A 26,388-nucleotide genomic window follows, 5' to 3' on the forward strand; every position below is an offset into this window, starting at 1 on the left:
TGGTCACGCTAGGACCTTGAGCGGCCCCGAGCCCGCGATGTCCCCTCAATGTCCCCCGTCTGGCCTCAGATCGGGCGATCGCCGTGGTCGAAGGGCTCGCGACTACTTGCTGTGATCATTGCATGACCAAGAGCACAGTTTTGGCGGACCTTCGGGCCAGCGCGAACGCCCTCTCGGCTGCGATCGACAAGCTCATGATCGCGCGTCGCCGTCAGCTTGCCGCCGCTCGATCGCTTCGAGCCGGGCGGTGATCGAGTTGACCTGCTCCCGCAACTCCGCGAGCTGCTTCAGCACCGGGTCGTCGGCATCCGGGTCGCCAGGGTCGTGCCCTTCGAGCACCAGCCACAGGTGGTCGCGGGGCCACTTGAGCGCTTCCGACAACGCTGCCAGCGTCCGCTTGCTGCGATCCCGCGGCTGGAGGTTCTGCTGGATCTCCCGGACGGTCTGCAACGACAGGCCGGACTCCGCCTTCAACTCCGCCTGCTTCATGTCCAGCTCCGCCATACGGGTGGTGATGGCCGTTGCGACGGCCGCCCAATCCTTGGCCACAGACCCTCCTGAGCTGCTGGTTTCAGCACGAACATTAGCGCTTGCCGATCGCTCGCCTCCTCCACCGGCTCAGCCGCGTGTTGACACTGCTAGTTTCAGCACTAATGTCAGCACTAGCACTAGTTGCTTGTCTCTCAGGAGTCGCAGACAGGAGCACTACGTGGAGACGAACACGCCCCGGATGTTCCGGGTGAAGGCGGTGGCCGAGCTGCTGGACGTCTCGGCCGCGACGATCTACCGGGCGATCGAGTCCGGCGCCCTGCGGGCGCTCAAGGTCGGTACCGGGAAGGGCGCGCTGCGCATCCCGGAGGACGCGATCGCGGAGTACGTGAAGGCGTGCCAGGAGGCCGCGTTGGCGTCGACGCCGCAGCTGCCGGTGGTGGCGTGATGGGCGTTACGACGTTGCAGGGCCTCACGGGCTGGCCGGACCGGCCGTGCAGGAACACCAAGGCGGAGTTGTGGTTCGGCCGTTCGTCGAACGTGGCGGACCACTTGAGGGAGTCGCCCAACGAGATCGTTTTGCGTCTCAGGACGGCCAAGGCGATCTGCGCCGGGTGCCCGATCCGGGTCGAGTGCCTGGAGGAGGAACTGGCGTTCGGCACCGACAACCAGTACGGCGTGCGGGGCGGGCTGACCGCGAAAGAGCGCGTGGCCTTGTTGCGCGGACGCCGCAAGGCGGCTGGCCGATCGAGGGGCGAGGTGGCGTGATGAGCCTCGCGAAGAACATCGCTGCCGCCGCGCACCTGGTGCGGTCGCACGCGGAGCTGGCGGCGGAATTGCCGGACGTGTTCGTGACCAACGGTGGCGGGTCCAGCACCGACATCACGTTGCAGTTGGACCACCACGGTGACGAGTTGGTGACGGTGGCGCGTTGGGCGCTGGCGCTGGGCATCTCTCACGTCTCGCTGGAGCCGCAGCGGGAGTACGTGCGGGTGTTGTCCCGGGGCGAGGTCGAGACGCCGGTGGGCGTTGTCCAGGTCAAGGTGTGGACGCACTTGGACGTGTGGAAGGCCGCGCCGAGGGTCGCCTCGCAGTTCCAGTTGACGTTGTCCCCGGACAGCGGGCCGGTGTTCCTTGAGGCCGCGCAGGTGGTTCGGGCCAGCGAGGCGGCGGCGTGATGGGTCGTCGGTCGCGGGTCGAGTTCCGCACGGTGGTGTTGCCGTGGAACGGGATGGCGGTGGTCAGCCGCGGTGTCCGGGACGGGTTGCCGGTGTTCGGGTGGCGTGGCCGCCCGGGAGCGGTTCCCGCCGGGCTCTACACGCGGCGGCAGCTGAGGGCGAAGGGGTTGCAGCCCGGCACGGCGGACCCGGACGCGCTGTTGGTGTTCCGGCACCGCGTTCCGGCGCGCACCGAGGAGGTGTGCGAGCTGTGGCGCGAGGAGATCGCGGTGCCGGTTCGCGCGATGACGCCGGGCATGTGGAGGGCGCACCAGGCAGCGATGCGGGCTCGCCGCTTCTGCCAGGCGCACCAGGGCTACGTGGACCACGTCGTGCGCGGTCCGCGCAGGCTGTGTTCGGCCTGCTTCTTCGCTGACGCCAACGAATCCGTGGGGAGGGCTGCCTGATGATGACCACCACCGTGTGCATCGCGGTCAGCTGCGACACCTGCGGTGACGCGTGCCGCGACGAGGAGCGGGGGCGCACCGTCTACTTCGGCACCGAGTCCGAGGCGCTGGAGTGGCTGTCGCGGTCCGGGTGGCACGTCACCGGCAACGGGCGGGCGTTGAGCTGCGCGCAGTGCGTGGCTGAGCGCACGTGCGCCGAGCACGGGCACGTCACCCGGCACTGGGCCGACTGCGAGTGCTCCCAGTCGTCCGGGCACCACCAGGACGACGACGGCCGGTGCACGAGGCAGTTCACCTGGTGCGAGCGGTGCCTGACCCTCGTTCACCGCGACCGCCCCGCGGTTCCCGGCACGCGGGAGGTCGCGTGATGGCCGCGCAGAACAAGCCCGACGACCAGGCCGGCGGCGTGGCCGTCGCCCCGAAGTGCGTCAACTGCGGCCTGGTCGAGGCCCGCAACCACTGCCCGAAGTGCGGCGGCTGCAAGGTGTCCAACTCGCACTCGTTCAGCTGCCCGCGCAACCCCGACAACCAGCGCAGTCGGTGAGGGGACAACCAATGAAGATCCGTATCGGGAGCACCGAAGTGGAGATCGCGCCCGCGATCGAGTCGAGCGAAGGGAGCCGATCGTGAAGACGGGCGGGAATGGCGGCTGCGTCCCGGAGTGGGACGAGCACGCCAACTTCTCGGACACCGGGCAACGCGGGATCAACGAGTTGACCGGCAGCACGTACGAGGTCTGGGTCTGCGAGTGCGGCGGGCGAACCTTCGACCGGTTCCCGACCGGCCCGCTCGTCCAGGTGTTCTGCCGGGACTGCCGGGGCAGCGGCCAGCAGTGGGACGAGAACGCCTACGTGGACTGCTCGACCTGCGACGCGCGCGGCTGGTTGTGGACCGACCCGGCCAGCGCCGAGGGCTACACGACCGACTGCCCGACCTGCGGCGGCTCCGGCACCTCGTCGGACGGCCGCGCCGACTGCGCGGTCTGCGACGGCAGCGGCGAGGCCGTTGTCTGGGGCACCGCCGGCGAGGACGACTCCGACGAGGACGGGGAGCGGTGATGACGCTCGGACGCATGTTGACGCTGCCGCTGTGGATCGCGCTTGGCCTGGCCCAGTTGGTGATCGCCCCGGTGCTCTTGGTGGCCGTGATGTGGTGGCTGGCCCCGCTCGGGTGGACGGTGATCGCGGTGCTGGTGGCGCTGCTCTACCTGCTGTGCGTGAGGTGGGCGGCGCGGGCCTCGCACGGCGGTGTCGTGCGGATGGTCGCCACGCGGGCGGTAACCCGCTCGGAGATCCGCGCCGCCGCCCGTGAAGCCCGCCGTGCTCGCGACGATGACGAGTTCGACGGCGTCACCGCGGCAGGCCCGGTCACCGGCGAGGTGCAGCGGTGACCAGGCGGCGCAAGGACTGGCGCAAAGCGGCGTTGTTCGCGGTGATGACCGGCGCGTTGGCGTTGACCGTGAACGGCGAAGTGCGCGCGGTCGCCCCGATGCTCGGTGTCGGGTTCGGCGTGGTGCTGGCCCTGGTGTTCGCGGTGTCCACGTTGCTGGCGCTGAACTACGTCATCGACGGCAGCGGCCCGGTACGGCGTTGGGCATGGGCGGTGCTGCTGTTCGCCGGTGGCATGGAGTTGGGGCTCAACACCTGGCACGCGGTCACCAGCGTCGCCTTGGACGACCAGGGACGGCCGCTGTTGATCGACGGTGGAACCGTACCCGCGCTGCCGTTGGGCGCGGCGGTCGCGGTCGGTGCCGGGCCGGTACTGCTGGCCGGGTTGCTGTCGCACCTCGTGTCGCTGGCGGTGAGCGCTACCGCGCCGGTGCTGGTTTCGGTACCGGCCCCGTCGTCACAACCGGTGCCGGTGCGGTACTCCGCCAAGCGGGAATCGGGTACTGCCGATGCCGGTACCGACTTCTCCGGTACCGATCACCGGGCGGCCCTCACCACCGGTACCGCCGCTCCGGCCGGCGACCAGCCGGCCGCCACCTCGGTTCAGGCCACGCCCACCGAGGACCGACCGACCGGTACCGACCAAGCCCACGCGGAGGACCGCGACCCGCGTGAGGTGTGGGGGCCGGAGCTGTGGGACCGCGCCGTGCGGACCGCTCGCGACTACCACGACCAGCACGGCAGCCACGTGCGCGTGGACGACGTCCAGGCGCTGGGCATCGGCCGCAACCGCGCCGTGGCGCTGCGCCGCGATGTCCTGGCCCACCTGCTCTCCCAGCCCGCCGCCTGACCGGGACGGCTTGCGAGGACGACAAGTTCAACAACCGACCGAAGAGGAGGTGATCCACATGGCCCAGACTGTCGACGCGGTACCGGACACCAACCGCCCGGTACCGAACACCGGTACTGAAGCTCCGAAGGTCCAACGGGAACAGCCCGGCATCGCCACCGCGTCGCCCGCCCGTACCGCTTCACGCGGCGCAGCCGGTACCAAGTCCACGCCCGCGCCGTTGGTGGTGCCGGGAGTACCCGCGGCCGTGACGGCTGCGGAACTGGCGACCATCGCGGGCAGTACCGCCGCGTACGCGGGTGGGGTGCCGGGGCTGCTGGTCGCCGGCGCGGTGGCGGGGACGACCGCCGCCGTGGCCGGTGTTCGGCGGAGCCGCGCCCGGCGGGCCGCCCGGTCCCGGGCTGCCGGTACCGCCGCCGCCCGTGCGGGCGGCCGTGCGGGCAGTCGGGGCGGGGCTCGCCACGCCGGGCGCGGCGTCGCGGGACTCGTGAACAGGGCACGTGCCGCGATGGCCGGCCGCCGTGCTGCTGCGGCTGGCCGTGGTGCCGCCGGGGTCGCCGGGAAGCGGACCGGACCGGGCGGGCGCGCGGCAGCGGCCTATGCCCAGCAGGCCGGTCGTGGTTCCCAGGCGGCCAAGAAGACGGTCCCGCCCGGTGGACGTAACGGCAGCGTCGCCGACCGGCGCGGGCCGCTGAAGCGGTTGTTCGGCGCAGGCCGCGCCGGTGGGCGTGGCGCGATCGGCCATGGCACCGGTGGAAGTGGCTTACCGGGTCGCCGGCGCGGCGCTGGTCGTGCCGTTGGTGGCCTGGGTGGTCGCGGCGGTACTGGTGTCGCGACGGGCCGCAAGCACGGTGTCCGGAGCAGCAGCCTCGCCGCTACCGGCGGCAACGGCGCGGGACTGCGGAGTCGGCGCGGTTGGCGCGGCGCGGCGGCGGGCGCCGTACGCGGTTGGTCACGTGCCGCCCATGGCGTGCTGCGCCAGGTGACTGGTGAGCGTGCGGCATTGCACGACACCGCACGGCGGGCGTACCAGGAAGCAGAACGAGCCCGCCGCCACCGGCGGATGGTGCGCGAGGTCATCGCCGAAGCGTCCACCGCACGCGCCGCAGCGTCAGCGACCTACCGGATCGTCTACGGCCGCACCGCTGTCCTCGACCGGCCGCCGATGCTCGCGCCGGTGCGCATGGCGCGGGCGGTTGGCTGGGCGGCCGGAGCATGGGTCGCGGCCACCGGTTACGCGGCCTGGCAACAGCACTGGCAGGCACAGCTACTACTGGCGCTGGGGTCCGCCGACGTCCACCGCGGCTACGTCGTGGCCGACCGGGTCCGCCTCAGCCCCGCCCACAGCGGCCCGTTCGTCATCCGGGTTTCCGTGCCCGCGCCCAAGCCCCTGCCCCTGCGGCGGCCCGCGTGGCTACGCCGCACCACCAGCGACAACCCGGCAGCGCCGGAGTCGTTCATCCCCACCAGCACAGGAGGTACGACCGTGTCCCGCTTCAACATCTCCGACCTGGCCATGGAGCAGGCCGCCCGCGCCGCGCGCTACGCGCCGGAGTCCATGGCCTACTTCGGCGGGGACCTCCAGCAGTGGCCCGAGGCGATCGGCCACCTGGCGTTGGCGCTGTCCACGTTCGTCAAGAGGGGCAGCGCGGAGTACCCGGTGCACCCGGTGGTGATGGAGAAGCTCGCCGAGGTCTACCGGGCGCTCGGTGTCGCGGCGTCGGCCGCGAACGAGGTCCCCGGCCTGTTCTCCCGAGCGCACTCCATCGACCTCGCCCGCCACCAGGCCCCGCGCCCGGGTGAGCACCTGTGGAACGTCGCCCGCTGATCCGAAGCACCACCAACCGTTGCGGCACAACAATTCCGGGAGGGAACCGACCATGAACGCCAGGACCACGCGAGGCGGCCTGGACTGGGCCGGCAAGCACAACGCCATCACCGGCACGGTCAACACCGCCGGCGGTGTGCTGGCCACCAGCATGGTCGGTTCCCTGCTGGACATGCCGCCGACGTGGGCGCTGGGTGGCGCTGCGGTCGGCGCGGTCGCCCACGCGGTGACCGCCGCCGGCCGTGGCACCTCCCGGCCCGGTGTGCTCGCCCGCGCCGCCGGGTGGGTCGCCGGTGGTGGGTGGATGGTGTGGGCGCTGGAGACCTCGCCCTGGTCGTTGGCGTCGGTGTCGTCGCTCGCGGTGCTCGGCGTGGCCGGCGGGATGACCGCCACCCTGGTCCGCTCCACCACGACCAAGCGAGAGGAGATCAAGCGCGAAGTCGTTTTCACCCGCCAACGAGCCCGCGCCGCCGGTGAGTGGGAAGCCCGCATCGAGCGCGTGTGCGGCATCAAGAACGTGCAGATCATGGGCGTGCAGAAGTGGGAACAGGGCACCGGCTACACCCTGGACATCAACCTGCCGCCGGGTGGCCACTCCTGGCGCGACCTGGCCAAGTTCCAGGGTCAGCTCGCGGCCGACGCTGACCTGCCCAACGGTTGCACGGTCGAAGCGAAGCCCGGTTTGTCGCGGCGGGCGGCGCTGCTGCGAGTGGCCACAAAGGACGCTTGGGAAGAGGTCATCGCCTATCCCGAGGACTGGTCGCCGCTGTCGATCCTCAACCCGATCCCGATCGGCGAGCACCGCGACGCCTCCGTGGCTTCGCTGGAACTGCGCAGCGACACCGTGATCCTCACCGGGCAGAAGGGCGGCGGCAAGACCAACGAGTTGCAGGTGCTCAACGCCGGACTCGTGCGCTGCGTGGACAACCTGGTCTGGCACATCGACCTCAACGGCGGCGGCATGTCCCTGCCCTGGGTACGCGCCTGGCTGGCGGACACCGGCGACCAGGTGCCCGCCCCGGCGGTCGACTGGGTGGCGTCCACCGCGGGCGAGGCGAAGAAGATGACTGAGGCCGCGTTGCGCATCGCCAAGGGGCGCAAGGTCGAGTACCAGCAGTTGTGCGAGCAGCACGGCACCGACAAGCTTCCCGTCTCCCCCGATATCCCGCAGATCACCATCGTGGTAGACGAGTGCGCCGAGATCATGGGCCAGAGCACCAAGCACCCCAAACTCCGCGACGACTTGGAGGAGATCCAGCGCATCGCCCGCGCCATGGCGGTCAACCTGGTCTTCTGCGGGCTGTCCGCCACCGCCGACGTGATCGGCTCGACCAACGTCCGCAAGCAGGCCCGCGCCCGCATCTCCATGCGCGTGTCCGATCCTGAGGAGCTGAACTACCTGTTCGGCTGGAACTGCAAGGCCGACCCCCAGGACATGCCCTACGAGGGCTGCGGCCTGTACTTGCAGGACACCAGCGGTCAGCCCACCGGGTTCAAGGGCTATCGGCTCGTCGGCACGGCCCTGGCCACCGGCGCCCGCGCCGTCGCCGCGCTCCGCCCCGGCTTGGACGCGGTCAGCACCCGCCTCGCCGGGAACGACTACGCCACCCGCTGGGAACGCGCCGCCCACCTGGTCGCCGACAAGGCCATGGCCCCCGACCGTCCCGACGCATTGGAGGCCCCCGACACCGACCACGCCCTTCCCGAGGGGTTCGACCTCGCCCAGCTGCACGCCGGCGCGGCCGTGTTCACCACGGCGGCAGCGGTTGGGTTCGACCCGCTCGACCCCAGCACCTGGCCGCCGATCGACGTCCCCGGCGTCGGCATACCCCCCGCCGTGGAACCACCCGCCCTGCTGACCCGGCTGTTGGAGGTGTTCGCGCGCGGCGGGCACGACCGCCTGCACACCGCCACGCTCGCCGCCGAGATCGGCACCACGCCGACCGTGCTGGGCAAGCTGTTGCCGCAGATCGGTGTGCAAGCCCTGCCCAACGCCTTCTACGTCGGCCCCGACCGCAACCGCGGCTACGCCCGCGCCGACCTCGACACGGTCGCGGAGCGTATCCGTCGCGGCGAAATCGCGGTGCCCGCCGACGTGGCCACGTGGACGCCCGACACCGCCGCCTGACCGGCACACCTCGGGTGTGCCGTGGGTGTGCCGGTCAGCACACCTGCACACCCACCGGCACACCCGTGACACACGGGCTCTGACCAGCGCCGACACGGTACGGCACACCCCGGGTGTGCACCTGTGCAGGTGTGCAGCCGACACCCCCGTCACCAGCGCGAAACCCTGACGCCCGGGGTGGGTGCCAACCACCTGCACACCTGCACACCCGACCCGTTCCCGACCGCCAGGCCGCCACTGCGCGGCTCGACCACGCACACCTGCACATGACTACGCACCGTCACCAAAGCGGTGCCAGGACACCCACTACGGAGGTCGCCATGACTGGCCAGCCCACCGCCCACCGCGACGCGATGCTCGCCGTCGCGCTGGACGCCGTGGCGCGCGGCTGGCACGTCTTCCCGCTGCGGGCGAACTCCAAGAAGCCACCGGCGTTCCACAGCGAGGACAACTGCCCGCACACCGGCATCTGCGCCGCCACCCACCAGACCTGGGAGCAGCGGGCCACCAACGACCCTCGCGAAGTCCGTTGGTACTGGAACAGCCGTCGCTACAGCGGCAGCAACGTCGCCGTCGCCACCGGCCCCAGTGGGCTGTTGGTGGTCGACCTGGACACGCCCGACTCGCCGGACGACCTCCCACCGGAGGGCTCTAGACGGGAGGGGGTCCGGGACGGGCTGGACGAGTTCGCCTTGGTCTGCGACCGGGCAGGCGAACCCTTCCCGCACGACACCCTGACCGTGCAGACGCCGTCCGGCGGCCTGCACCTGTACTTCCGTGCGCCCGCCGGCGTCCGCCTCGGTAACACCCAGGGCAACCGCGGACGCGCACTCGGCTGGAAGGTCGACACCCGCTCCGCCGGCGGCTACGTCGTCGCGCCGGGCTCGACCACTCCCAGCGGCCTCTACCGGCTCGTGCACGACCGGCCCGTGGCGGAACTGCCCACCTGGTTGGTCCAGCGCCTCGCGGCTCGGCCCTCCACGGCCACCACAGCGCCCGCTCAGATCGCCACGGACCGGCTGCCCGCCTACGTGGGCGCCGCACTGCGCGGCGAGGCTGACCGGGTCGCCAGGGCCACCCCTAACGCCCACAACATCGTGCTGTACACCGCCGCCGTCGCCCTCGGGCAGCTCGTCGCCGGGGGACTACTCCCCTCGTCTAGAGCCGAAGACACCCTCTACTCCGCCGCCACGCACATGATCAGCGGCGAGTGCGGATGCACCGACCGCGAAGTCCGGCGCGTCATCGCCCGCGGCTTGCAAGCCGGACACGACAAGCCCCGAACCGCGTCGAAGCGGGGTGTCGCGTGAGGGCACGGTTCTTCTTGGGCTTCCACCAGCCAGCCGGATTGGCTCGTGCCGGGGTGCCGCTGTTCGTGTCCGACACCAGGCTTCGGGAGTACAAGACCCTGCCGCGCGCGGCTGCGCCGTGGGCTCTGGACTCCGGTGGCTTCACCCAGTTGCAGAAGTACGGGGAGTGGACCGTGCCGCCACGCGAGTACGTGGCGCGGGTCCGGCGCTACCGCGACGAAGTCGGGCGCATGGAGTTCGCCTCCATCCAGGACTGGATGTGTGAGTCCATCGTGATTTCCGGTGGCCGGGCCGGACGCATGTTCTTCGTGGGTACCAAGTTGTCGGTTCCTGAGCACCAGAACCGCACCGTGTACAACGCGGTCGAGCTGGAGATGCTCGCCCCGGATCTGCCTTGGCTCAAGGTGGTGCAAGGAGACAAGCGCGACGACTACCTCCGCTGCGCGGACCTCTACGAACGCGCCGGGATCGACCTCACTAAAGAATCCCTTGTCGGGGTAGGCAGCGTGTGCCGCCGCCAAGGCATGAAAGAGGCGCACGACATCATCCAAGCGCTACGCGAGCGCGGCCTGCACCGGCTACACGGGTTCGGAGTCAAAACCAAAGGACTGGCCATGTTCGGCGATCTGTTGGACTCGGCGGACTCGCTGGCCTGGTCTGAGGATGCACGCCGCAAGAAGCGCGTCATTTGCGGCACGGTCCACCCGCGCGGCGGCAAAACGTGCGCCAACTGCCTGCCCTACGCGCTCCAATGGCGCACCCGCCTACTCGCGCAGGGAAGCGAAACCCCCGCGCAGCTGCGGCTTTTCGACGGAGAAGCAGCATGACCACTTCGATCCGACCGCTTCGGGCAGTCACCGACCCGGACGTGGACGCGGCCGAAGCGCGGGCGCACGTCGAAGTCGCCCGCGCCCGTGCCGAGTTGCCGCCGCTCGACCCGGCGGTCTACGAGTGCTACCTCGGTGACGCCGTCGAAAAGCTCGCCGCCTCGACCGAGGGCGACCCCGTGGGCATCCTCGCCTCCCTGATCTGCGCCGCCGGAGTCCACATGGGACAGCGCCCGCACATCCGGGCCGGTGACGACCCGCACCCGCTGCTGGTGTGGCCGCTGATCGTCGGGCGCACCGGTGGCGGGCGCAAGGGCGCGTCCTGGTCCACGCCGAAGCGGTTGCTCGCCGCGACCGATCCGGACTTCACCAGCACCAACATCCGCTCGGGCCTCACCTCCGGCGAGGGCCTGGCGGCGGTGTTCGCGGAGGAACCGGATGAGGAGGCCACTGGTCGCGGCCGGAAGCCGGCTGGTGCCGGGCTGCTGCCGCCCGGCGACCTGCGGTTGTTGGTGTTCGAGCCCGAGTGGGCGGGTGTCATGTCCCGCATGAAGCGCGAGGGCAACGCCCTGTCCGCCACCCTGCGCCAGGCGTGGGAGGGCGGGGACCTGTCCACCCTCAACGTCTCCGCCCGCATCGCACCCAGTTCCCACGTCGGCCTGCTCGCCCACATCACCCCCGACGAGTTCCGCGCCAAGGTCTCCAGCTCCGACCTCGCCGGGGGCACCTACAACCGCTTCCTGCCCATCGCGGTCGCCCGCTCCAAGTTCCTGCCCCTGGCCACGGGCGCCGCACCGGCCCTGGTCGCCGACCTCGGCCGCGGCTTCGCCGAACGGCTCCGCGACGGGGCGCGGATCGGTGCGCTCGGCTTCACCGAACGCGGCGCGCAACTGTGGCGCGGCCTCTACGTCGAATTCGGCATCGACCACGGCGACGGCGGCCCGGTCGAGCAGTTCCTGTCCCGCACCGCCCCGAACTGCCTGCGCATCGCCGGTGTCCACGCCGCCCTGGACGGAACCGACCTCATCGACACCCACCACCTCACCGCGGCTGCCGCCCTGGTCCGCTACTCCATCGCGTCCGCCCGCTCGATCTTCACCGCCGACCCGACCCTGACCCGCCTCACGGCCTGGATCAGCGAGGCCGGCAACACCGGCCGCACGCGCGAAGAGATCCGCTCAGACTTCTTCAAGCGCAACAAGAACGCCAACGAGGTCACCACCCTGCTCGGACAGCTCATCGACGCCGGACAGGTCACCCGCACCACCCGCCCGGCAACCGGCGGCAGGGGCGGCAGGCCCACCGAGGTCTACGCCGCGACCGCACCGCCACGCGGTTGACGCGGTAACGCGTAAACCCGCTGACCAGCACAAACAGGCAAGTGCCCACGCGCGAAGCGCGTACCTACGCGGTTTGCTCTGATCGGGAAGCCCAGCTCAACGCCGAACCGCGTAACCGCGTCAACCGCGCCCGACCGAACGGACACCATGAGCACGAACCACCGCAAGCGCCGCCCACCACTCGGGGTGAAGCTGTCGGACGACATCGAGTACCTGCCGAACCGGCCGACGCCATGGCGCGCCCGCGTCCGGTGGGCCGACCCGGCGACCGGCAAGCGGCTCTCGCTGTCGGAGTCGTGCCAGACCAGAGACCAGGCGCAAGCCTGGATCGACGACATGAAGCACTACGTGGCCGGTGGCACGGACCCCGACGCCGGAGCGATGAAGCTCACCGACTACGGCAACGCCAACATGGAGTTGGCGCTGCGAGGTTTGGAAGCCAAGACCCGTGACCCCTACCTGGCCGGTTGGCGCAAACGCGTCGTGCCGACCATCGGGCACATCGAGGTGCAGGCGATCACCTACGGCGTGGTGGACCGCGCCGTGCACGGGTGGATCGCCGACGAGTGCGGACGCTCGGTGGTCAAGAACAGCATCGCCGTCCTGGTACGCGTCATGGAACAGGCGTTACGGGACGGCCTGGTCGACCGCAACCCGGCACGCATCAGCGGGTGGCAGCGGGAGTACGCACGCGCCGAGGACGAACTGGACGACCCGCGCTCGCTGGCGCTACCGGACTGGGCCACGCTGACCCGCCTCGCCGACGCGCTGGTGGACCGCTCGTCCAACGAGTACCCGGGGTGGCGCGATGTCGTGCTGTTCGCCGCCTGCACCGCGGCCCGCATCGGCGAGGTGTCCGGATGCCGCGTGAAGGACATCGACACCAGCGAGTGGACCTGGACCGTGCGACGCCAGACCACCAGCGGACCCGGCGGCCTGATCGACAAGGGCACCAAGGGCAAACGAGCACGCAAGGTCCCGATCATCGAAGAGATCCGCGACCTGGTGCAGCGCCGAATCAGCGAGACCGACGGAACCGGCGACGCCCGCCTGTTCACCGGCCCCCGCGGCGGCCGGATCACCACCGCCGTGCTGCGCGACGCCACCCACTGGGACGAGGTCGTCAACCAACTCGGCTACGAACACCTGCGCCGTCACGACCTGCGCCACACCGGCCTGACCTGGATGGCCGACGCCGGAGTCCCCGTCCACCACCTCCAGCGCATCGCCGGACACGGCTCGCTCACCACCACCCAGCGCTACCTGCACCCCGACCGCCGATCCGTCACCGACGCCGGCGCACTGCTCTCCCAGCACCTCCAACGACCCGGGGGAACACCACGGCTGCGGGCGGTTTGATCGTCTCCCAAATTTCTCCCAGGTCCACGAACGGTCCACAAAAACGCCCCGGGATGACCTTCGGCAAGATCCACCCCCGCACACGAAAAAGCCCCGCTGACCAGGCTTGATGCCTAGATCAGCGGGGCTTTCGCGACCGTCGGGACGACAGGATTTGAACCTGCGACCCCTTGACCCCCAGTCAAGTGCGCTACCAAACTGCGCCACGTCCCGGCCGCATCCCGTTGTGGGGTGCGCGCACAGCTTAGCGCACCCGACAACGGGCCCCCGACACGGCCCCCCGCATTGTCGATCTCAAGGGGCTGACCTGGGCCGGAGGCCCGTCGAGCGGGCCTCCGGGGTTTCCCTGGTCGATGCCGTTCCCCCGGATCGACGGGCCCCACTATGCGGTGACGCCGGTGGGGGTGCTACCGCCGAAAGTCGAGTCATCTCCGCCAACTTTCGACGGACCCGTGGGTAGGTCGGCTTCCAGGACCCAGGCGCCGTTCTCCCACGCCGCGGTCAGGACGCCGCCTACCAAGCCCACGCGTTCGGACAGGCCCGGTAGGCCGGAGCCGCCTGTGCCGGTTCGGGGAGCGGGGGCGGGGGTGGGGTTGGTCGCCGTGATCCGCAGGTGGCCGTCCCGGTGGGACAGTCGCACGTGGACGGGGGCGCCCGGCGCGTGTTTCGTCACGTTGGTCAGCGCTTCCTGCACAACGCGGAACGCGGCTCGGCTCACCGACGGCGGCAAGGGGCCCGGGTGGGTGGACTCCAGGGTGGCGGCCAGGCCGGCTGCCCTGGCTCGCTCGACCAGGGCCGGGATGGTTTCGTGGCCCTGGGCCGGCTCGGGGTTGAGCAGGCCGAGGGCGGCGCGCATCTCGGACAGCGACTCCTTCGCCAGGGCTCTCAGGCGCAGCGCCGTGTCGCGGACCTCCGGTTCGTCCGTGGTCGCCGCCAGGGCCGCTGCCTCCACGGCGATCAACGTCGCGTGGTGGCCCACGGCGTCGTGGATCTCCCGTGCTATCCGGGCGCGTTCCGCCGACCTGGCGTTCGCCTCCCGCGCCTGGACCTCCGCCTCCCTCGCGCGGGACGCCTCCGACAGGCTCTCGGTGAGCCTGCGCCGGGTGGTGATGAGGGCGCCCAGGGCGGTGGGTGCGCCGGACAGGAAGAGGCTGAAGGCGTAGGTGAGGACCATCGCACCCGGGGTCAGGTGCTGGGTCGCGACTACCAGGGTGGCGGGCACGGCCGTGGTCGCCGCGACCCAGGCGATCATGGCGCGGGCGCTCGACTTGCGCCCCACCCGGTAGAGGGCGACCACGCCGGGCGGCCAGCCCAGGCCGCCGGCCAGGGCGGGCAGGCAGGCGGCCGCGGCCACGGCGGGCCGCCACCGGCGCAGGGGCAGCAGGGCGCACGCGACCAGGGCCGCGGGCAGCGACCACGGGAACGGGCCGCCGTCCGCCATGAGCACCAGGGCGGCGGGCAGCACCACGGCCGCCACCTCGACCAGGATCACCACGCGCCGACCTGGTGGGCCACCAGCGCCGCCTGCACGCGGTTCTCCACGCCGAGCTTCGTCAGCACGGTGGACACGTAGCTCTTGACCGTGGCCTCGCTCAGGCCGAGCGCGCCGGCTATCGCCCCGTTCGACTGGCCGCTCGCCAGCAACGCCAGCACCTGCTTCTCGCGGGCGCTCAACGCCTCCAGGTGGGCGTTGCCGCGGAACCGGACCGCGCCGCGCAGCCTCGGCAGCAGCCGCGCGGTGATCCTGGGGTCCAGCACCGCGCCGCCGGCCGCCAGGTCGACCACGGCCCGGACCAGGGCCTCCGGCTCGGCGTCCTTGAGCAGGAAGCCCTGGGCGCCCATGTCCAGGGCGGTGGCCACGTAGTCGTCCAGGTCGAACGTGGTCAGGATCGCCACGGCGGGCGGGTCGGGCCACGTCAGCAGGGTCCGCACGGCGGTCAGGCCGTCCACGCCGGGCATCTGGACGTCGACCAGCGCGACGTCGGGGCGGTGCCCGCGCACGGCGTCGAGCAGGCCCGCCCCGTCGGCCGCCTCGGCGACGACCTCCACCCGGCCGCCCGCTTCGAGCAGCACGCGCAGCCCCCGCCGCAGCAGCGCCTCGTCGTCCGCGAGGACCAATCGCACCGGCACGAGGTCAGGCAACCGCATCCGCCCGGCCGGGGCAACAGGTCACTTCTTCGGCTTCTTCTCCCGCACCCGCACCGAGATGCGCACCGGGCTGCCCTCGAAGCCGAACTCCTCGCGCAGCTTCCGCTCGACGAACCGGCGGTAGCCCGCCTCCAGGAAACCGGTCGTGAACAGCACGAACGTCGGCGGCCGGGTGCCCGCCTGGGTGGCGAACAACACCTTCGGCTGCTTGCCGCCGCGCACCGGCGGCGGGGTGGCGGCGATCAGGTCGCCGAGCCAGGAGTTCAGCCTGCCGGTGGGCACGCGGGTGTCCCACGAGTCCAGCGCGGTGCGCAGGGCGGGCGCGAGCTTGCGCACCGCGCGGCCGGTGAGCGCGGAGATGTTGACCCGCTCCGCCCACGGCACGCGCACCAGGCCGCGGTCCAGCTCGCGCACCATGGCGTTGCGCCGGTCCTCGTCCACCAGGTCCCACTTGTTGAACGCCAGCACGCACGCCCGCCCGGACTCGACCACCGTGGTCAGCACCCGCAGGTCCTGCTCGCTGATCGGCTCGGACGCGTCCAGCAGCACGATCGCCACCTCGGCCGACTCGATCGCGGCCTTGGTGCGCAGCGACGCGTAATACTCCGCGCCGGACGCGAAGTTCACCCGCTTGCGCAGGCCGGCGGTGTCCACGAACCGCCACACCTCGTCGTCCAGCTCGACCAGCGAGTCGACCGGGTCGACGGTGGTGCCCGCGACCGCGTCGACCACCGACCGCTCCTCGCCGGTCAGGCGGTTGAGCAGGGACGACTTGCCCACGTTCGGCCGGCCGACCAGCGCGACCCGCCGGGGACCGCCCGAGGTCGGCTCGAACGTGTCGCGGGGCGTCTCGGGCAGCGCCGCCAGGACGCGGTCGAGCAGGTCGCCGGAACCGCGGCCGTGCAGGCCGCTGACCGGGATCGGCTCGCCGAGCCCGAGCGACCACAGCGCCGCGACGTCGGCCATCAGCCGCTCGTCGTCCACCTTGTTGGCGACCAGCAGCACGGGCCGCTTCGAGCGCCGCAGCACCTTCACCGCGGCCTCGTCGGTGGTGGTCGCGCCGACCGTGGCGTCCACCACGAACAGGATCGCGTCGGCGGTCGACATGGCCAGCTCGGCCTGCGTCGCGACGGACGCCATCATGCCGGTCGCGTCGGGTTCCCAGCCGCCGGTGTCGACGACGGTGAACTTCCGCCCGTTCCACAACGCGTCGTAGGCGACGCGGTCCCGCGTCACGCCCGGCACGTCCTGCACGACCGCCTCGCGGCGGCCGATGATCCGGTTGACCAGGGTCGACTTGCCGACGTTCGGCCGGCCGACGACGGCCAGCACGGGCTGCGGCACGGCGCCGCCGCCCTCGTCACCGCCGGCCGACCCGTCGTCGAACGCGGCCCACTCGGACTCGTCCGCCCAGGTGCCGTCCAAGTCCGTCATCACGCTTCTCCACTCGTGCTTCGCCTGCTGTCCAGCTCGGCCACCAGCGTGGCCAAGCGGTCGCGCACCTGCTCGGTCGCCTTCTCCAGCGCCTGCCTGCCCCGTTCGGCGGGCACCTCGAACGGCTCGCCCACGAGCACGTCCACCACGGGCCGGAACCGCCGGCCCGAACCCTCCGGGCGCCGGGTGCCCCGGCACGCGACCGGCACGACCACCGCGCCCGCCGACCGGGCCAGCCACGCCGCGCCGCGCTGCGCCTCGGACACGTCACCCGCGCCGCGCGTGCCCTCCGGGAAGACACCGACCACGCCACCCGCCTTGAGCACCCGCTGGGCCGCGAGCAGCGGCTCGCGGTCGGGTTCGCCGCGCCGCACGGCCAGCTGGCCGATCCGCCGCAGGAACCACCCGGCCGGGCCGCGGAACATCTCCTGCTTGACCAGGAACACCACGGGGCGGGGCGCCGCGCCGAACAGGATCGGCCCGTCCACCATCGAGCTGTGGTTGGCGACCAGCACCACGGGCCCGGTGGCGGGCAGCGCCGACCAGCCGGTCGAGCGGACCCGGAACGCCGCGGCGAACGGCACCCGGCCGATCCAGCGGCCGAAGTCGGTCAGCCGGGGCGACGCGCCGGGTGGCAGCGCCGCGGTCACCCACGCACCGCCGCGACCCGCAGCCCGCGCTGCTCGACCAGGTCCAGCAGGGCCGCCAGCACGCCCGGCAGGTCCAGCTCGGTGGTGTCCAGCTCCACCGCGTCCGCGGCGGGCCGCAGCGGCGACACGGCGCGCGACGAGTCGTACGCGTCACGCCGCCGCACGTCGGCGAGCGTCGCGTCGACCGTGGCCGCCCGGCCGGACGCGTGGTCCTGCCGGGCACGCCGCTGGGCGCGGGCCTGGGCGTCGGCGGTCAGGTACACCTTGAGACCGGCGTCGGGCGCGACCACCGTGCCGATGTCGCGGCCCTCGACGACGATGCCGCCCGCGAGCGCCAGGGCGTCCGCGATGATCTCCCGCTGCCGCGCCACCAGCAGCTCGCGCACCTCCGGCACGGCCGACACGGGCGACACCGCGCGGGTCACCTCGGGACCGCGGATGTCCGCGCCGACGTCCACGCCGTCCAGCGTGGTGGTCGACGCGCCGGGGTCGGCGGCCTGCTCGTACCGGGCGGAGCGGGCGACCTCGGCGACGCGCGCGGCGTCGGCCGGGTCGACGCCGGCGCGCAGCACGGCCAGCGTCACCACGCGGTACATCGCGCCCGTGTCCAGGTAACGCGCGCCGAGCGCGCTCGCCAGCTTGCGCGCGGCGGAGGACTTGCCGGTGCCGGACGGCCCGTCCAGGGCCACCACGCCACGCAGCTCACCGTGTCCCACCGGGGTTTCCTCCTCGAACGCGACCGTGCCCGTCAACCCCACATTGTGCCTGGTGCGGACGCGCGCACCCGCACCGCGTCCGGTCAGTCCAGATCGGCCAGCAGCAGGCCGCTGCGCGGCTTGGGCGTGAAGTACGTGCTCTTGCGCGGCATCCGGCCGCCCGCCGCGTGCACCGCCAGCACGTCCGCCACCGGCACCGGGGCGATCAGCAGCAACGCGTCGGCGTCCAGCGGCACGCCGTCGGTCACCGGCCGCACGCGGGGGCTCTCCGGGTCCAGGCCGAGCGCGCGCTCCAGCAGGTCCGACTCGACGAACGCGTGGTCGACGCCCGTCGAGGGCAGCGTCACGCGCAACGCGCGCCCGCCGGACACCGCCACCACGACACCGGGCGCCGGGCGCTCGGACGCGTCGACCTCCACCACGTCGAGCCCGATGCCGCGCCACGCCGCGGCCAGGTCGTCCACGCCCAGGCCGGTGCCGACCAGGGCGCGGTGGATGGGGCCGACCCGCAGGTCCGGGCCCGCGGTGACCAGGGCGAGCAGGCCGGTCAGCCCCGCCGCCGCGGCGGCGGCCACCCGGTGGTTGCCGTCCGCGACCAGCAGGGGGTGGGCGCCCGCGGCGGCGAGCAGGGCGTCCTGCCGCGGACCCGGCCCGACCAGCCACAGCCAGTGCCGCCGCCCGCCCGGGTCGACCACGGACGCGGCGGGCTCGTCGTCCACCTCCGCCACCAGGCGGGTCAACTCGGACGGTTCGGGCGAACCGGTCACCGGCACCAGCAGTGCGGCGGAGGTCACACAGCCGAGCCCGGCCAGCACGCTCGCGCGCTCCGCCACGACCTCCGGGTAGACCTCCTCGGTGTGCCCGACGGCCGCCGGGTCCACCAGGCACAGCAGCCCGTAGGCGGTGCCGTCCGGCCCGTCCACGCGGTACGGCGCGACGACGTCGGACACCTGCCGGTACGCGCTGCGGCGCAGGTAGCCCAGCTCGGCCCGCGCGCCCGGCAACGCGTCCCGCAGGTCCAGCCCGGCGGCCAGCGCCGCGGGCGTGCGGTGCGGGTGCTGCACGGCGAGCAGCGTCCCGTTGCGCGCCCGCGCGAGCGCCGCCTCGACCCGCTCCGGCTCGGCGAACTCGTCCACGTCGGGACCGGGGACGCGCTCCCTGACCACCCAACCGCCGCGAATCGCGCGCGCCCGCCCCGTCATGACGATTATGATGCCCGTTCATGAACGTGGAGGTCACGCCCCTGCCGGGCATCGGCACCCGACAGGACTTCATGATCCGCGCGGGCCGCCGGATCGGGGTGATCACCTACCGCGACGGCAAGTTCGAACTCATCGTCTCGCGCAAGGACGACCCCGACGACTGCTCGGCGTCCATCGCGCTCACCCCGGTCGAGGCGGGCACCCTGGCGGGCCTGCTCGGCGCGCCGCAGCTCGTGGCGCACCTGGAGGAGCAGCACCGGGACGTGGCGGGCATCTCGACCAGGCAGTTCCCGGTGGTGCCGGGCTCCACCTACGACGGCCGCACGCTCGGCGAGACCGAGCTGCGCACCCGCACCGGCGCGTCCATCGTGGCCGTGGTGCGCGCGGGCGCCGTGCACCCGTCGCCGCGACCGGACTTCGTGTTCGCGGGCGGTGACCTGGTCGTCGTGGTCGGCACGGCCGAGGGCCTGGCCAAGACAGCCGACATCCTGGACGGCTGAGCCGTTGCACGACACAGCGATCGCCCTGGTCCAACTCGGCGCGGTCTTCTTCGGCCTGGGCCTGCTGGGGAAGATGGCCTGGCGGATCGGCATCTCGCCGATCCCCCTCTACCTGATCGGCGGCCTGGCCTTCGGCGAGGGCGGCCTCGTCCCGCTGCACGGCATCGAGGACTTCTCGCACATCTCCAGCGAGATCGGCGTCATCCTGCTGCTGCTCCTGCTCGGCTTGGAATACTCGGCGGCGGAGCTGGTGACCGGCCTGAAGCGGTCGTGGATGGCGGGTGTCGTGGACATCGTCCTCAACGCCGCGCCGGGCGCGGTGGCGGCGTTGATCCTCGGCTGGGGCCCGGTGGGCGCGCTGGCGATGGCGGGCGTCACCTACATCTCGTCGTCCGGGATCATCGCGAAGGTCCTCGGCGACCTCGGCCGGCTGGGCAACCGGGAAACCCCGGTGGTGTTGTCCGTGCTGGTGTTCGAGGACCTGGCGATGGCGGTCTACCTGCCGATCCTGACCGCCGTGCTGGCGGGCGTGAGCTTCCTCGGCGGGCTGAGCGCGGTCGGCATCTCGCTGCTCGCGATCACCGTGGTGCTGGTGATCGCGTTGAAGTTCGGCCGGTACGTGTCGGCGGTGGTGGACAGCCCCGAACCCGAGGTGTTCCTGCTGAAGCTGCTCGGCGCCGCCCTGCTGGTGGCGGGTGTGGCGTCGCAGTTGCAGGTGTCGGCGGCGGTCGGCGCGTTCCTGCTGGGCATCGCGATCTCCGGTTCCACGGCGGAGAACGCGACGCGGATGCTGGAGCCGCTGCGCGACCTGTTCGCGGCGATGTTCTTCGTGGTGTTCGGGTTGAACACCGACCCGCGGTCGATACCGCCGGTGCTGGGCCTGGCCGTGGCGCTGGCCGCGGTGACCACCCTGACCAAGGTCGCGACCGGCTGGTGGGCGGCGCAGCGGCAGGGCATCGGCAAGCTCGGCCGGGCGCGGGCGGGCGCGGCGCTGGTGGCGCGCGGCGAGTTCTCGATCGTCATCGCGAGCCTCACCGTGGCCTCCGGCGCGGTGGCGGGCGAGATGGCGGCGCTGGCCACGGCCTACGTGCTGCTGATGGCGGTGCTGGGTCCGGTGGCGGCACGCGTGGTCGAGCCGCTGGCCCGGTTGGTGACCCGGAAGCGTGACACCCGCACGGCGACAGCCTGAGGTTTTCCCGGTCACGGGTGGCAATCCCCGGTTCACGCGCAACAAACCACTTATGGCCGCTTGTACCAGGGCGACCTGCGGGGTTACACCGGGATTGCCGCCCTACCCCGGAGGGGGTCAGTCATGCCAGAGGAAACCAAGACCACGACCGGTCGCTACCTCGTGCTCCTCGACGACAGCTCGATCACCGCCGGCGCGCGTGAGATGAACCGCGTCGCCGGCATCAACGCGGCCAGCGCGGTGGAGTCCGTGTCACCCGCCGACCTGGAAACCGCGGACGGCGTCATCTTCCACGACCTCGGCATCGCCGTGGTCAACGCGGCGCCGGAGCAGGTGACCCGGCTGGCCCGCGCCGCCGACGAACCCGGCCCGATCACCGTGGTGGAGCCGGAACGGATCGTGCACGCGCTCGCCGCGCCCGCCGCCGAGGAGGCGGCCGGACCCACCGCCGTCGACGAGAGCGTCTTCACCTGGGGGCTCCAGGCGATCGGCGCCACGCTCAGCTCCGCCACCGGCGCGGGCGTCCGGCTCGCCGTGCTGGACACCGGGTTCACCGTCGACCACCCGGACTTCGCCGGTCGCACCGTGCTCACCAACTCGTTCATCAAGGGCGAGACGGTGGACGACGCGCACGGCCACGGGACGCACTGCATCGGCACCGCCGCGGGTCCCCGCAAACCCGCGAGCGGCGGCCCCGGCTACGGCGTCGCCCACGAGTCCGAGGTCTACGCGGGCAAGGTGCTGTCCAACTCCGGGTACGGCGACGACGGCGGGATCCTCAACGGCATCGCGTGGGCCGTCGCGAACGGCTGCGCGGTGGTGTCGATGTCCCTCGGCGCGGCCGTGCGGCCCAACACGCCGTACTCGCAGATCTTCGAGCAGGCCGCGCAGCGCGCGCTGGCGAAGAACACGCTGATCATCGCGGCGGCCGGCAACGAGAGCCGCCGACCGGCCAAGGTGGCGCCCGTCGGGCACCCCGCGAACTGCCCGTCGATCATGTCCGTGGGCGCGGTCGACGACCAGCGCGGCGTCGCGTTCTTCTCCTGCGGCACCGTGGACGCGGTCGGCCAGGTCGACGTGACGGCGCCGGGCGTGAACGTCTACTCCAGTTGGAACGGCAAGACCCCCGACACGCGGCACAAGCGCATCCAGGGCACCAGCATGGCCACACCGCACGTCGCGGGTCTCGCCGCACTGCTGGCGCAGCAGTACAACGCGCGCGGCTGGGAGCTGTGGGCGCGGCTCATGCAGTCCGCCCGGCGGCTGGGCTGGTCCTCCGCGGACGTCGGCGCGGGTCTGGTGCAGGCCCCTTGACCGGGCCGGACGCGCGGGTCGTGGTCTCCATCGCCGACGACCGGGTGGGGACCACGACCGTCGTGGCGGACCTGCGTGCCGCCGGGCTCGTGGTGGACGCCGTGCTGGACGTGCTGGGCGTGGTCACCGGGTCGGTCGCCCCCGAGGCGATCGACGCGCTGCGGACCGTGCCCGGCGTCACCGGCGTGGAGCGGCAGCGCGGCGTGGGTGTCCCACCGCCGGGTAACCCGATCGCCTGACCCTGGGTTGGCCAGGTCCGGTCGGGGTAACCGGGGCGTGACATGAACCACTCCCCCGAGGAGGTCCACCCATGAATGCCCTGCTCGTCGCGCAGACGGCGCAGGCCCAGGGCGTCGGAGAGGCCACCGGCGACGCCTTGAGGTCCGTGGTGACGTTCCTGCCCAAGCTCGTCGGTTTCCTCGTCGTGCTGCTCATCGGGTGGGTGGTCGCACGCCTGCTCCGCACGGTCGTCACCAAGTTGCTGGAGCGGGTGCACTTCGACCGGGCCGTGCAGCGCGGCGGCCTGGGCGACGCCATGGCGAGGTCCAAGTTCGACGCGTCCGGCCTGGTCGCCCAGATCGTGTACTACGCCGTCCTGCTGATCGCGTTGCAGATCGCGTTCGGCCTGTTCGGGACGAACCCGGTGAGCGTGCTGCTGACCGAGATCGTGGCCTGGCTGCCGAGGGCGATCGTCGCCATCGTGATCATCGTGGTGGCCGCCGCCATCGCGCGTGCCGTGCGGGACATCGTCTCGCGGGCGCTGGGCGGCGCGTCCTACGGGCGACTGCTGGCCAACATCTCGTCGTGGTTCATCATCGCGCTCGGCGTGATCGCGGCGCTGAACCAGATCGGTGTCGCCACCACGGTCACCACGCCGGTCCTGGTCGCGGTCCTGGCCACCGTCGGCGGCATCCTCGTCGTCGGCGTCGGCGGCGGTCTGGTGCGGCCGATGCAGCAGCGCTGGGAGGGCTGGCTGACCCGCGCCGAGAACGAGGTGCCGCAGGCGAAGGCGCAGGCCGAGGCGTACCAGCGGGGCCGGGAGGACGTGCGCCGGACGCACGAGACGACCGCCGCGGGCCAGCAGCAGCAGGTGGGTCAGCAGCAGCCCGCGCACACCGCGGCGACCCGCGCGGACGCCACGGCGGACGTGCCGACCTCGCCGGTCGGGACGCCTGCCCAGCCGTACCCGGGTCAGCAGCAGTACCCGGGACAGCCGCCGCGGTCGTAGGGACGGCTCGGGGAGGGGGCGGCGGCGCTCGGCGCCGTCGCCCCCTCATCACGCTTCCATCGCGGGCTCGTCCGCGTTTCGCGCCAACGCGCACACGGCCGCCAGCCGCAACGTCGTCCAGTCCGCCGTCGGCCACTCCACGACGGGCGGCAGCCGCCACCCGACCGCCGCCGCCTCGTCGAGCACGCCCTTCGCGTACCCGGCGAGCAGCACCGCGGCCGCCGCCGCGGGCGCGCCCACCGCGAGGATGTCCCGCACCGCCGCCGCGTGCTGGTCCACCGCCGCGAGCACCCCGACCGGGAGCGCGCCGAAGGAGATCGCCATACCGATATCGCCACCTAGCCGGTCCAGGAACCGGCGGGCGGACATGTCCCACCATCCGCTCACAAGGCCGACACCCTACGCTGTGCGGGGCGACCGACCCGACGTCGAACACGTGTTCTAGGATCACGCCGGGTCGAGCCGGACGCAGAGAGGGAGACCGGATCGTGGAGGCGGACACGCTCGTGGATCAGCAGGACCAGGCGGACGTCGAGGCGGTGCGGCAGGACGCGCCTGCCGAGCCCCAGCCGGAGGCCGCGCCCAAGCCGGCCGCCGAGCCGGCGGCGACGCCCGCGCCCCAGCAGCAGGAAGCGCCCGCGCCCAAGCCCGCGAAGGCACGGGCCACCAAGAGCACGGCGAAGAAGACCCGCACCGTCGAGCTGACGCTGACCGTCACCGGCACCGCCGACGGCGAGTGGCAGGCGGACCTGGTGCACGGCACCAGGCGGGTCGTGCAGGGCCTCGTGATCTCGGCCGCGGCCGTGTCCAAGGCGGCCAAGGAGCTGCACGAGGACATCGCGGGCGGTATCGAGGAGGTCATCGAGGCCGCCCGGTCCCAGCACCGCACCCGCATGGAGGAGCTGGAGGCCGAGCTGGCGAAGGTCAAGGCCGCGCTGGCCGAGCTGAGCGACGACTGACGTGGTGGGGCCGCACCACGCGGCCCCACCCCTCAGCGCGCCGGGTCCAGCACCAGCTTCCCGGTGGTGCGGCGCGACCGCAGGTCCTCGTGCGCCCGGCGCACCTCGGACAACCCGTACTCCCCGCCCTCGACGGCCCGCAGCTCCCCCGCCTCGACCAGCTCGAACAACTCGGCCACGGCCCGGTGCACGACCCGTCCGGGCAGGCGGAACGCGTGTGGCAGCCACATGCCCGCGACGGCCGTGGAACGGGCCAGCAGGTCACCGAGCCCGATCGGCGTCGGCCGTTCCCGGCTCGCCATCCCGTAGAACGCGAGCCGCCCGAACGGGGCGAGCGCCGCGATGCTCTGGTCGGTGACCGAACCGCCCGTCATGTCCAGCACGACGTCCACCGGCCGCCCGTCGTTGGCCTCCCGCAACGCGCCCGTCACGTCCTCGGCCCGCGAGTCGACGGCGGTGTCCGCGCCCAGTTCGAGCGCGAGCGCCCGCTTCTCGGGCGAACCGGCCGTGGCGATGACCCGGCCCGCGCCCCACTTCCGCGCCAGCTGCACGGCGATCGACCCGACACCGCCCGCGGCGGCGTGCACGACGACGGTCTCCCCCGGCTCCAGGTGGGTGCTGCGGCGCAGCAGCAGCCACGCCGTCGCGCCCTGCACCACCATGCTCAACGCGGTCAGGTCGTCGATGCCGTCCGGCACGTCGAACGCCGTGGCGGCGGGCACCGCGGCCTTCTCCGCGTAACCGCCGGAATCGGTCAGCGCGACCACGCGGCGCCCCTCCGGCGTGCGGCCGACGACCTCGCTGCCCGGCACCAGCGGCAGCTCCACCCCGGCCAGGTAGGAGTTCTCGGTGTGGTGGGTGTCGGCGTAGTTCAGCCCGGCGCGGCTGACCGCCACGAGCAGCTCGCCGGGACCCGCGACGGGGTCCGGCAGCTCGACCTCGCGCAACACCTCGGGGCCGCCGAACTCGGTGATCTGGATGGCGCGCAACGGATCCGACCTCCTCGGTCGTGCCGATCGCCGCCCGCACCGGGCGACCCGGACGATCCTGCCCGCGAACGCGGCCGGCCGCGCGTCGAGCAATCCGGAACATGGTTCCCCGGCCGGCGGGCCGGTAGCTTCGGTGCCGAGGAGGTGCCAGGTGATCGGATCGGACGCGCGGGTGGCGATCGTCACCGGGGCGGCGCGCGGTATCGGCGCGGCCGTCGCGGCGCGGCTCGCCCGGGACGGCTTCGCCGTCGCGCTGCTGGACCTGGGCGAGGACGGTTGCGCCGACGCGGTCGCCCGCATCACCGCCGAGGGCGGGCGTGCCCTCGCGGTGGGCGTGGACGTCACCGACCGCGCCTCCGTCGACCGGGCCGTGGCGCGGGTCGCGGACGAACTCGGCGCGCCCGTGGTGCTGGTGAACAACGCCGGCATCCTCCGCGACAACCTGCTGTTCAAGATGACCGACGACGACTGGGACGCGGTCATGGCCGTGCACCTGCGTGGCGCGTTCCTGATGAGCCGGGCGGTGCAGCGGTTCCAGGTCGAGGCGGGCTGGGGCCGCGTCGTGAACCTGTCCAGCACCAGCGCGCTGGGCAACCGCGGCCAGGCCAACTACGCCGCGGCCAAGGCGGGCGTCCAGGGTTTCACCAAGACCCTCGCCCTGGAGCTGGGCCGGTTCGGCGTGACCGTGAACGCCATCGCGCCGGGTTTCATCGAGACCGACATGACCGCCGCCACCGCCGCCCGCCTCGGCATCCCGTTCGAGGACTTCAAGAAGGCCGTGGCGGCGAACGTCCCGGTCGGCCGCGTCGGCACCCCCGACGACATCGCGCACACCGCGTCGTTCCTCGTCAGCGACGGCGCGGGGTACGTGTCCGGCCAGGTGCTCTACGTCGCCGGCGGACCGAAGGACTAGGCC

General features: G+C 72.5%; 31 protein-coding genes and 1 tRNA gene. 22 read left to right on the forward strand and 10 right to left on the reverse strand.

What is annotated here, in order from left to right; all coding sequences use genetic code 11:
- Positions 1-192 precede the first annotated feature (192 nt).
- Complete coding sequence (locus KZQ38_RS09555; RefSeq protein ID WP_219440273.1) at positions 193-549, reverse strand: hypothetical protein; 357 nt, start codon at positions 547-549, stop codon at positions 193-195.
- Between the two features lie 127 nt (positions 550-676).
- On the opposite strand from KZQ38_RS09555, the gene KZQ38_RS09560 reads away from it, so the two are divergent.
- The 15 genes from KZQ38_RS09560 to KZQ38_RS09630 all read left to right on the forward strand — a co-directional run bounded on the left by KZQ38_RS09560 (position 677) and on the right by KZQ38_RS09630 (position 13,143).
- Complete coding sequence (locus KZQ38_RS09560; protein ID WP_257900988.1) at positions 677-937, forward strand: helix-turn-helix domain-containing protein; 261 nt, start codon at positions 677-679, stop codon at positions 935-937.
- Positions 937-1,257 (forward strand): WhiB family transcriptional regulator, encoded by a 321-nt coding sequence (locus KZQ38_RS09565; protein ID WP_219440274.1) that lies wholly within the window; start codon positions 937-939, stop codon positions 1,255-1,257. Before KZQ38_RS09560 ends, KZQ38_RS09565 begins: the two co-directional genes overlap by 1 nt.
- A complete protein-coding gene (locus KZQ38_RS09570) occupies positions 1,257-1,667 on the forward strand; it encodes a hypothetical protein (protein ID WP_219440275.1) in 411 nt (136 codons plus the stop codon). Before KZQ38_RS09565 ends, KZQ38_RS09570 begins: the two co-directional genes overlap by 1 nt.
- Entirely contained in the window at positions 1,667-2,113 is a 447-nt protein-coding gene (locus KZQ38_RS09575; RefSeq protein WP_219440276.1) for an RRQRL motif-containing zinc-binding protein, read from the forward strand. Before KZQ38_RS09570 ends, KZQ38_RS09575 begins: the two co-directional genes overlap by 1 nt.
- Positions 2,113-2,481 (forward strand): hypothetical protein, encoded by a 369-nt coding sequence (locus tag KZQ38_RS09580; protein WP_219440277.1) that lies wholly within the window; start codon positions 2,113-2,115, stop codon positions 2,479-2,481. The genes KZQ38_RS09575 and KZQ38_RS09580 overlap by 1 nt, the downstream gene beginning before the upstream one ends.
- A complete protein-coding gene (locus KZQ38_RS09585) occupies positions 2,481-2,657 on the forward strand; it encodes a hypothetical protein (protein WP_219440278.1) in 177 nt (58 codons plus the stop codon). The genes KZQ38_RS09580 and KZQ38_RS09585 overlap by 1 nt, the downstream gene beginning before the upstream one ends.
- Before the next feature lie 82 nt (positions 2,658-2,739).
- Complete coding sequence (locus KZQ38_RS09590; protein ID WP_219440279.1) at positions 2,740-3,171, forward strand: zinc finger domain-containing protein; 432 nt, start codon at positions 2,740-2,742, stop codon at positions 3,169-3,171.
- Complete coding sequence (locus tag KZQ38_RS09595; RefSeq protein WP_219440280.1) at positions 3,171-3,503, forward strand: hypothetical protein; 333 nt, start codon at positions 3,171-3,173, stop codon at positions 3,501-3,503. The genes KZQ38_RS09590 and KZQ38_RS09595 overlap by 1 nt, the downstream gene beginning before the upstream one ends.
- Positions 3,500-4,351, forward strand: coding sequence for a hypothetical protein (locus tag KZQ38_RS09600; RefSeq protein ID WP_219440281.1), 852 nt, complete (start codon positions 3,500-3,502; stop codon positions 4,349-4,351). The genes KZQ38_RS09595 and KZQ38_RS09600 overlap by 4 nt, the downstream gene beginning before the upstream one ends.
- A 1,003-nt stretch (positions 4,352-5,354) precedes the next feature.
- Positions 5,355-6,179, forward strand: a complete 825-nt coding sequence (locus tag KZQ38_RS09605; RefSeq protein ID WP_219440282.1) for a hypothetical protein — start codon at positions 5,355-5,357, stop codon at positions 6,177-6,179.
- A 52-nt stretch (positions 6,180-6,231) separates the two neighbouring features.
- Complete coding sequence (locus tag KZQ38_RS09610; protein WP_219440283.1) at positions 6,232-8,307, forward strand: hypothetical protein; 2,076 nt, start codon at positions 6,232-6,234, stop codon at positions 8,305-8,307.
- A gap of 320 nt (positions 8,308-8,627) precedes the next feature.
- A complete protein-coding gene (locus KZQ38_RS09615; protein ID WP_257900989.1) occupies positions 8,628-9,617 on the forward strand; it encodes a bifunctional DNA primase/polymerase in 990 nt (329 codons plus the stop codon).
- Positions 9,614-10,444: a deazapurine DNA modification protein DpdA family protein gene (locus KZQ38_RS09620; protein ID WP_219440284.1), complete on the forward strand. Its 831-nt coding sequence runs from the start codon at positions 9,614-9,616 to the stop codon at positions 10,442-10,444. The genes KZQ38_RS09615 and KZQ38_RS09620 overlap by 4 nt, the downstream gene beginning before the upstream one ends.
- A complete protein-coding gene (locus KZQ38_RS09625; RefSeq protein ID WP_219440285.1) occupies positions 10,441-11,784 on the forward strand; it encodes a DUF3987 domain-containing protein in 1,344 nt (447 codons plus the stop codon). The genes KZQ38_RS09620 and KZQ38_RS09625 overlap by 4 nt, the downstream gene beginning before the upstream one ends.
- 147 nt (positions 11,785-11,931) lie before the next feature.
- Positions 11,932-13,143 carry a tyrosine-type recombinase/integrase gene (locus KZQ38_RS09630; RefSeq protein WP_219440286.1) on the forward strand — a complete coding sequence of 404 codons (1,212 nt, stop codon included), beginning with the start codon at positions 11,932-11,934 and terminating at the stop codon, positions 13,141-13,143.
- Positions 13,144-13,282: 139 nt separating this feature from the next.
- Here KZQ38_RS09630 and KZQ38_RS09635 read toward each other — a convergent pair.
- The 7 genes from KZQ38_RS09635 to KZQ38_RS09665 form a co-directional block, all read right to left on the reverse strand.
- Positions 13,283-13,356: transfer RNA gene (locus KZQ38_RS09635), tRNA-Pro, on the reverse strand.
- Between the two features lie 169 nt (positions 13,357-13,525).
- A complete protein-coding gene (locus KZQ38_RS09640) occupies positions 13,526-14,638 on the reverse strand; it encodes a sensor histidine kinase (protein ID WP_308258319.1) in 1,113 nt (370 codons plus the stop codon).
- Entirely contained in the window at positions 14,632-15,291 is a 660-nt protein-coding gene (locus tag KZQ38_RS09645) for a response regulator (RefSeq protein WP_219440287.1), read from the reverse strand. Before KZQ38_RS09645 ends, KZQ38_RS09640 begins: the two co-directional genes overlap by 7 nt.
- A 21-nt stretch (positions 15,292-15,312) precedes the next feature.
- Complete coding sequence (der, locus tag KZQ38_RS09650) at positions 15,313-16,725, reverse strand: ribosome biogenesis GTPase Der (protein WP_219440288.1); 1,413 nt, start codon at positions 16,723-16,725, stop codon at positions 15,313-15,315.
- Positions 16,725-17,375 (reverse strand): lysophospholipid acyltransferase family protein, encoded by a 651-nt coding sequence (locus tag KZQ38_RS09655; RefSeq protein WP_219440289.1) that lies wholly within the window; start codon positions 17,373-17,375, stop codon positions 16,725-16,727. The genes der and KZQ38_RS09655 overlap by 1 nt, the downstream gene beginning before the upstream one ends.
- Positions 17,372-18,091, reverse strand: coding sequence for a (d)CMP kinase (gene cmk, locus KZQ38_RS09660; RefSeq protein ID WP_219440425.1), 720 nt, complete (start codon positions 18,089-18,091; stop codon positions 17,372-17,374). The genes KZQ38_RS09655 and cmk overlap by 4 nt, the downstream gene beginning before the upstream one ends.
- A gap of 83 nt (positions 18,092-18,174) precedes the next feature.
- Complete coding sequence (locus tag KZQ38_RS09665; protein ID WP_219440290.1) at positions 18,175-19,293, reverse strand: DUF1015 family protein; 1,119 nt, start codon at positions 19,291-19,293, stop codon at positions 18,175-18,177.
- A 20-nt stretch (positions 19,294-19,313) separates the two neighbouring features.
- Here KZQ38_RS09665 and KZQ38_RS09670 point away from each other — a divergent pair, with 20 nt between their 5' ends.
- The 5 genes from KZQ38_RS09670 (at position 19,314) to KZQ38_RS09690 (ending at position 23,524) form a co-directional block, all read left to right on the forward strand.
- Positions 19,314-19,793, forward strand: a complete 480-nt coding sequence (locus KZQ38_RS09670; protein WP_219440291.1) for a cation:proton antiporter regulatory subunit — start codon at positions 19,314-19,316, stop codon at positions 19,791-19,793.
- Between the two features lie 4 nt (positions 19,794-19,797).
- Positions 19,798-20,982 carry a cation:proton antiporter gene (locus KZQ38_RS09675; protein ID WP_219440292.1) on the forward strand — a complete coding sequence of 395 codons (1,185 nt, stop codon included), beginning with the start codon at positions 19,798-19,800 and terminating at the stop codon, positions 20,980-20,982.
- A 123-nt stretch (positions 20,983-21,105) separates the two neighbouring features.
- Complete coding sequence (locus KZQ38_RS09680; protein WP_219440293.1) at positions 21,106-22,296, forward strand: S8 family serine peptidase; 1,191 nt, start codon at positions 21,106-21,108, stop codon at positions 22,294-22,296.
- Positions 22,293-22,535: a hypothetical protein gene (locus tag KZQ38_RS09685; protein ID WP_219440294.1), complete on the forward strand. Its 243-nt coding sequence runs from the start codon at positions 22,293-22,295 to the stop codon at positions 22,533-22,535. Before KZQ38_RS09680 ends, KZQ38_RS09685 begins: the two co-directional genes overlap by 4 nt.
- A gap of 71 nt (positions 22,536-22,606) precedes the next feature.
- On the forward strand, positions 22,607-23,524 hold the full coding sequence (locus KZQ38_RS09690) for a mechanosensitive ion channel family protein (RefSeq protein ID WP_219440295.1): 918 nt from the start codon (positions 22,607-22,609) through the stop codon (positions 23,522-23,524).
- Positions 23,525-23,572: 48 nt separating this feature from the next.
- On the opposite strand, the gene KZQ38_RS09695 is transcribed toward KZQ38_RS09690, so the two are convergent.
- Complete coding sequence (locus KZQ38_RS09695) at positions 23,573-23,848, reverse strand: DUF6401 family natural product biosynthesis protein (RefSeq protein WP_257900991.1); 276 nt, start codon at positions 23,846-23,848, stop codon at positions 23,573-23,575.
- Positions 23,849-24,012: 164 nt separating this feature from the next.
- Here KZQ38_RS09695 and KZQ38_RS09700 point away from each other — a divergent pair, with 164 nt between their 5' ends.
- The gene (locus KZQ38_RS09700) at positions 24,013-24,483 is read left to right on the forward strand and encodes a DUF6319 family protein (protein ID WP_308258320.1); all 471 of its coding nucleotides are present in this window, start codon (positions 24,013-24,015) and stop codon (positions 24,481-24,483) included.
- Between the two features lie 32 nt (positions 24,484-24,515).
- Here KZQ38_RS09700 and KZQ38_RS09705 read toward each other — a convergent pair whose 3' ends face one another.
- Positions 24,516-25,472 (reverse strand): quinone oxidoreductase family protein, encoded by a 957-nt coding sequence (locus KZQ38_RS09705; RefSeq protein WP_219440296.1) that lies wholly within the window; start codon positions 25,470-25,472, stop codon positions 24,516-24,518.
- Between the two features lie 151 nt (positions 25,473-25,623).
- Between KZQ38_RS09705 and fabG the strand changes: the two genes are divergently transcribed.
- Positions 25,624-26,385, forward strand: a complete 762-nt coding sequence (gene fabG, locus KZQ38_RS09710; RefSeq protein WP_308258321.1) for a 3-oxoacyl-ACP reductase FabG — start codon at positions 25,624-25,626, stop codon at positions 26,383-26,385.
- Positions 26,386-26,388 lie beyond the last annotated feature (3 nt).

The organism is Saccharothrix obliqua (assembly GCF_019375475.1).
Classification (GTDB): domain Bacteria; phylum Actinomycetota; class Actinomycetes; order Mycobacteriales; family Pseudonocardiaceae; genus Actinosynnema; species Actinosynnema obliqua.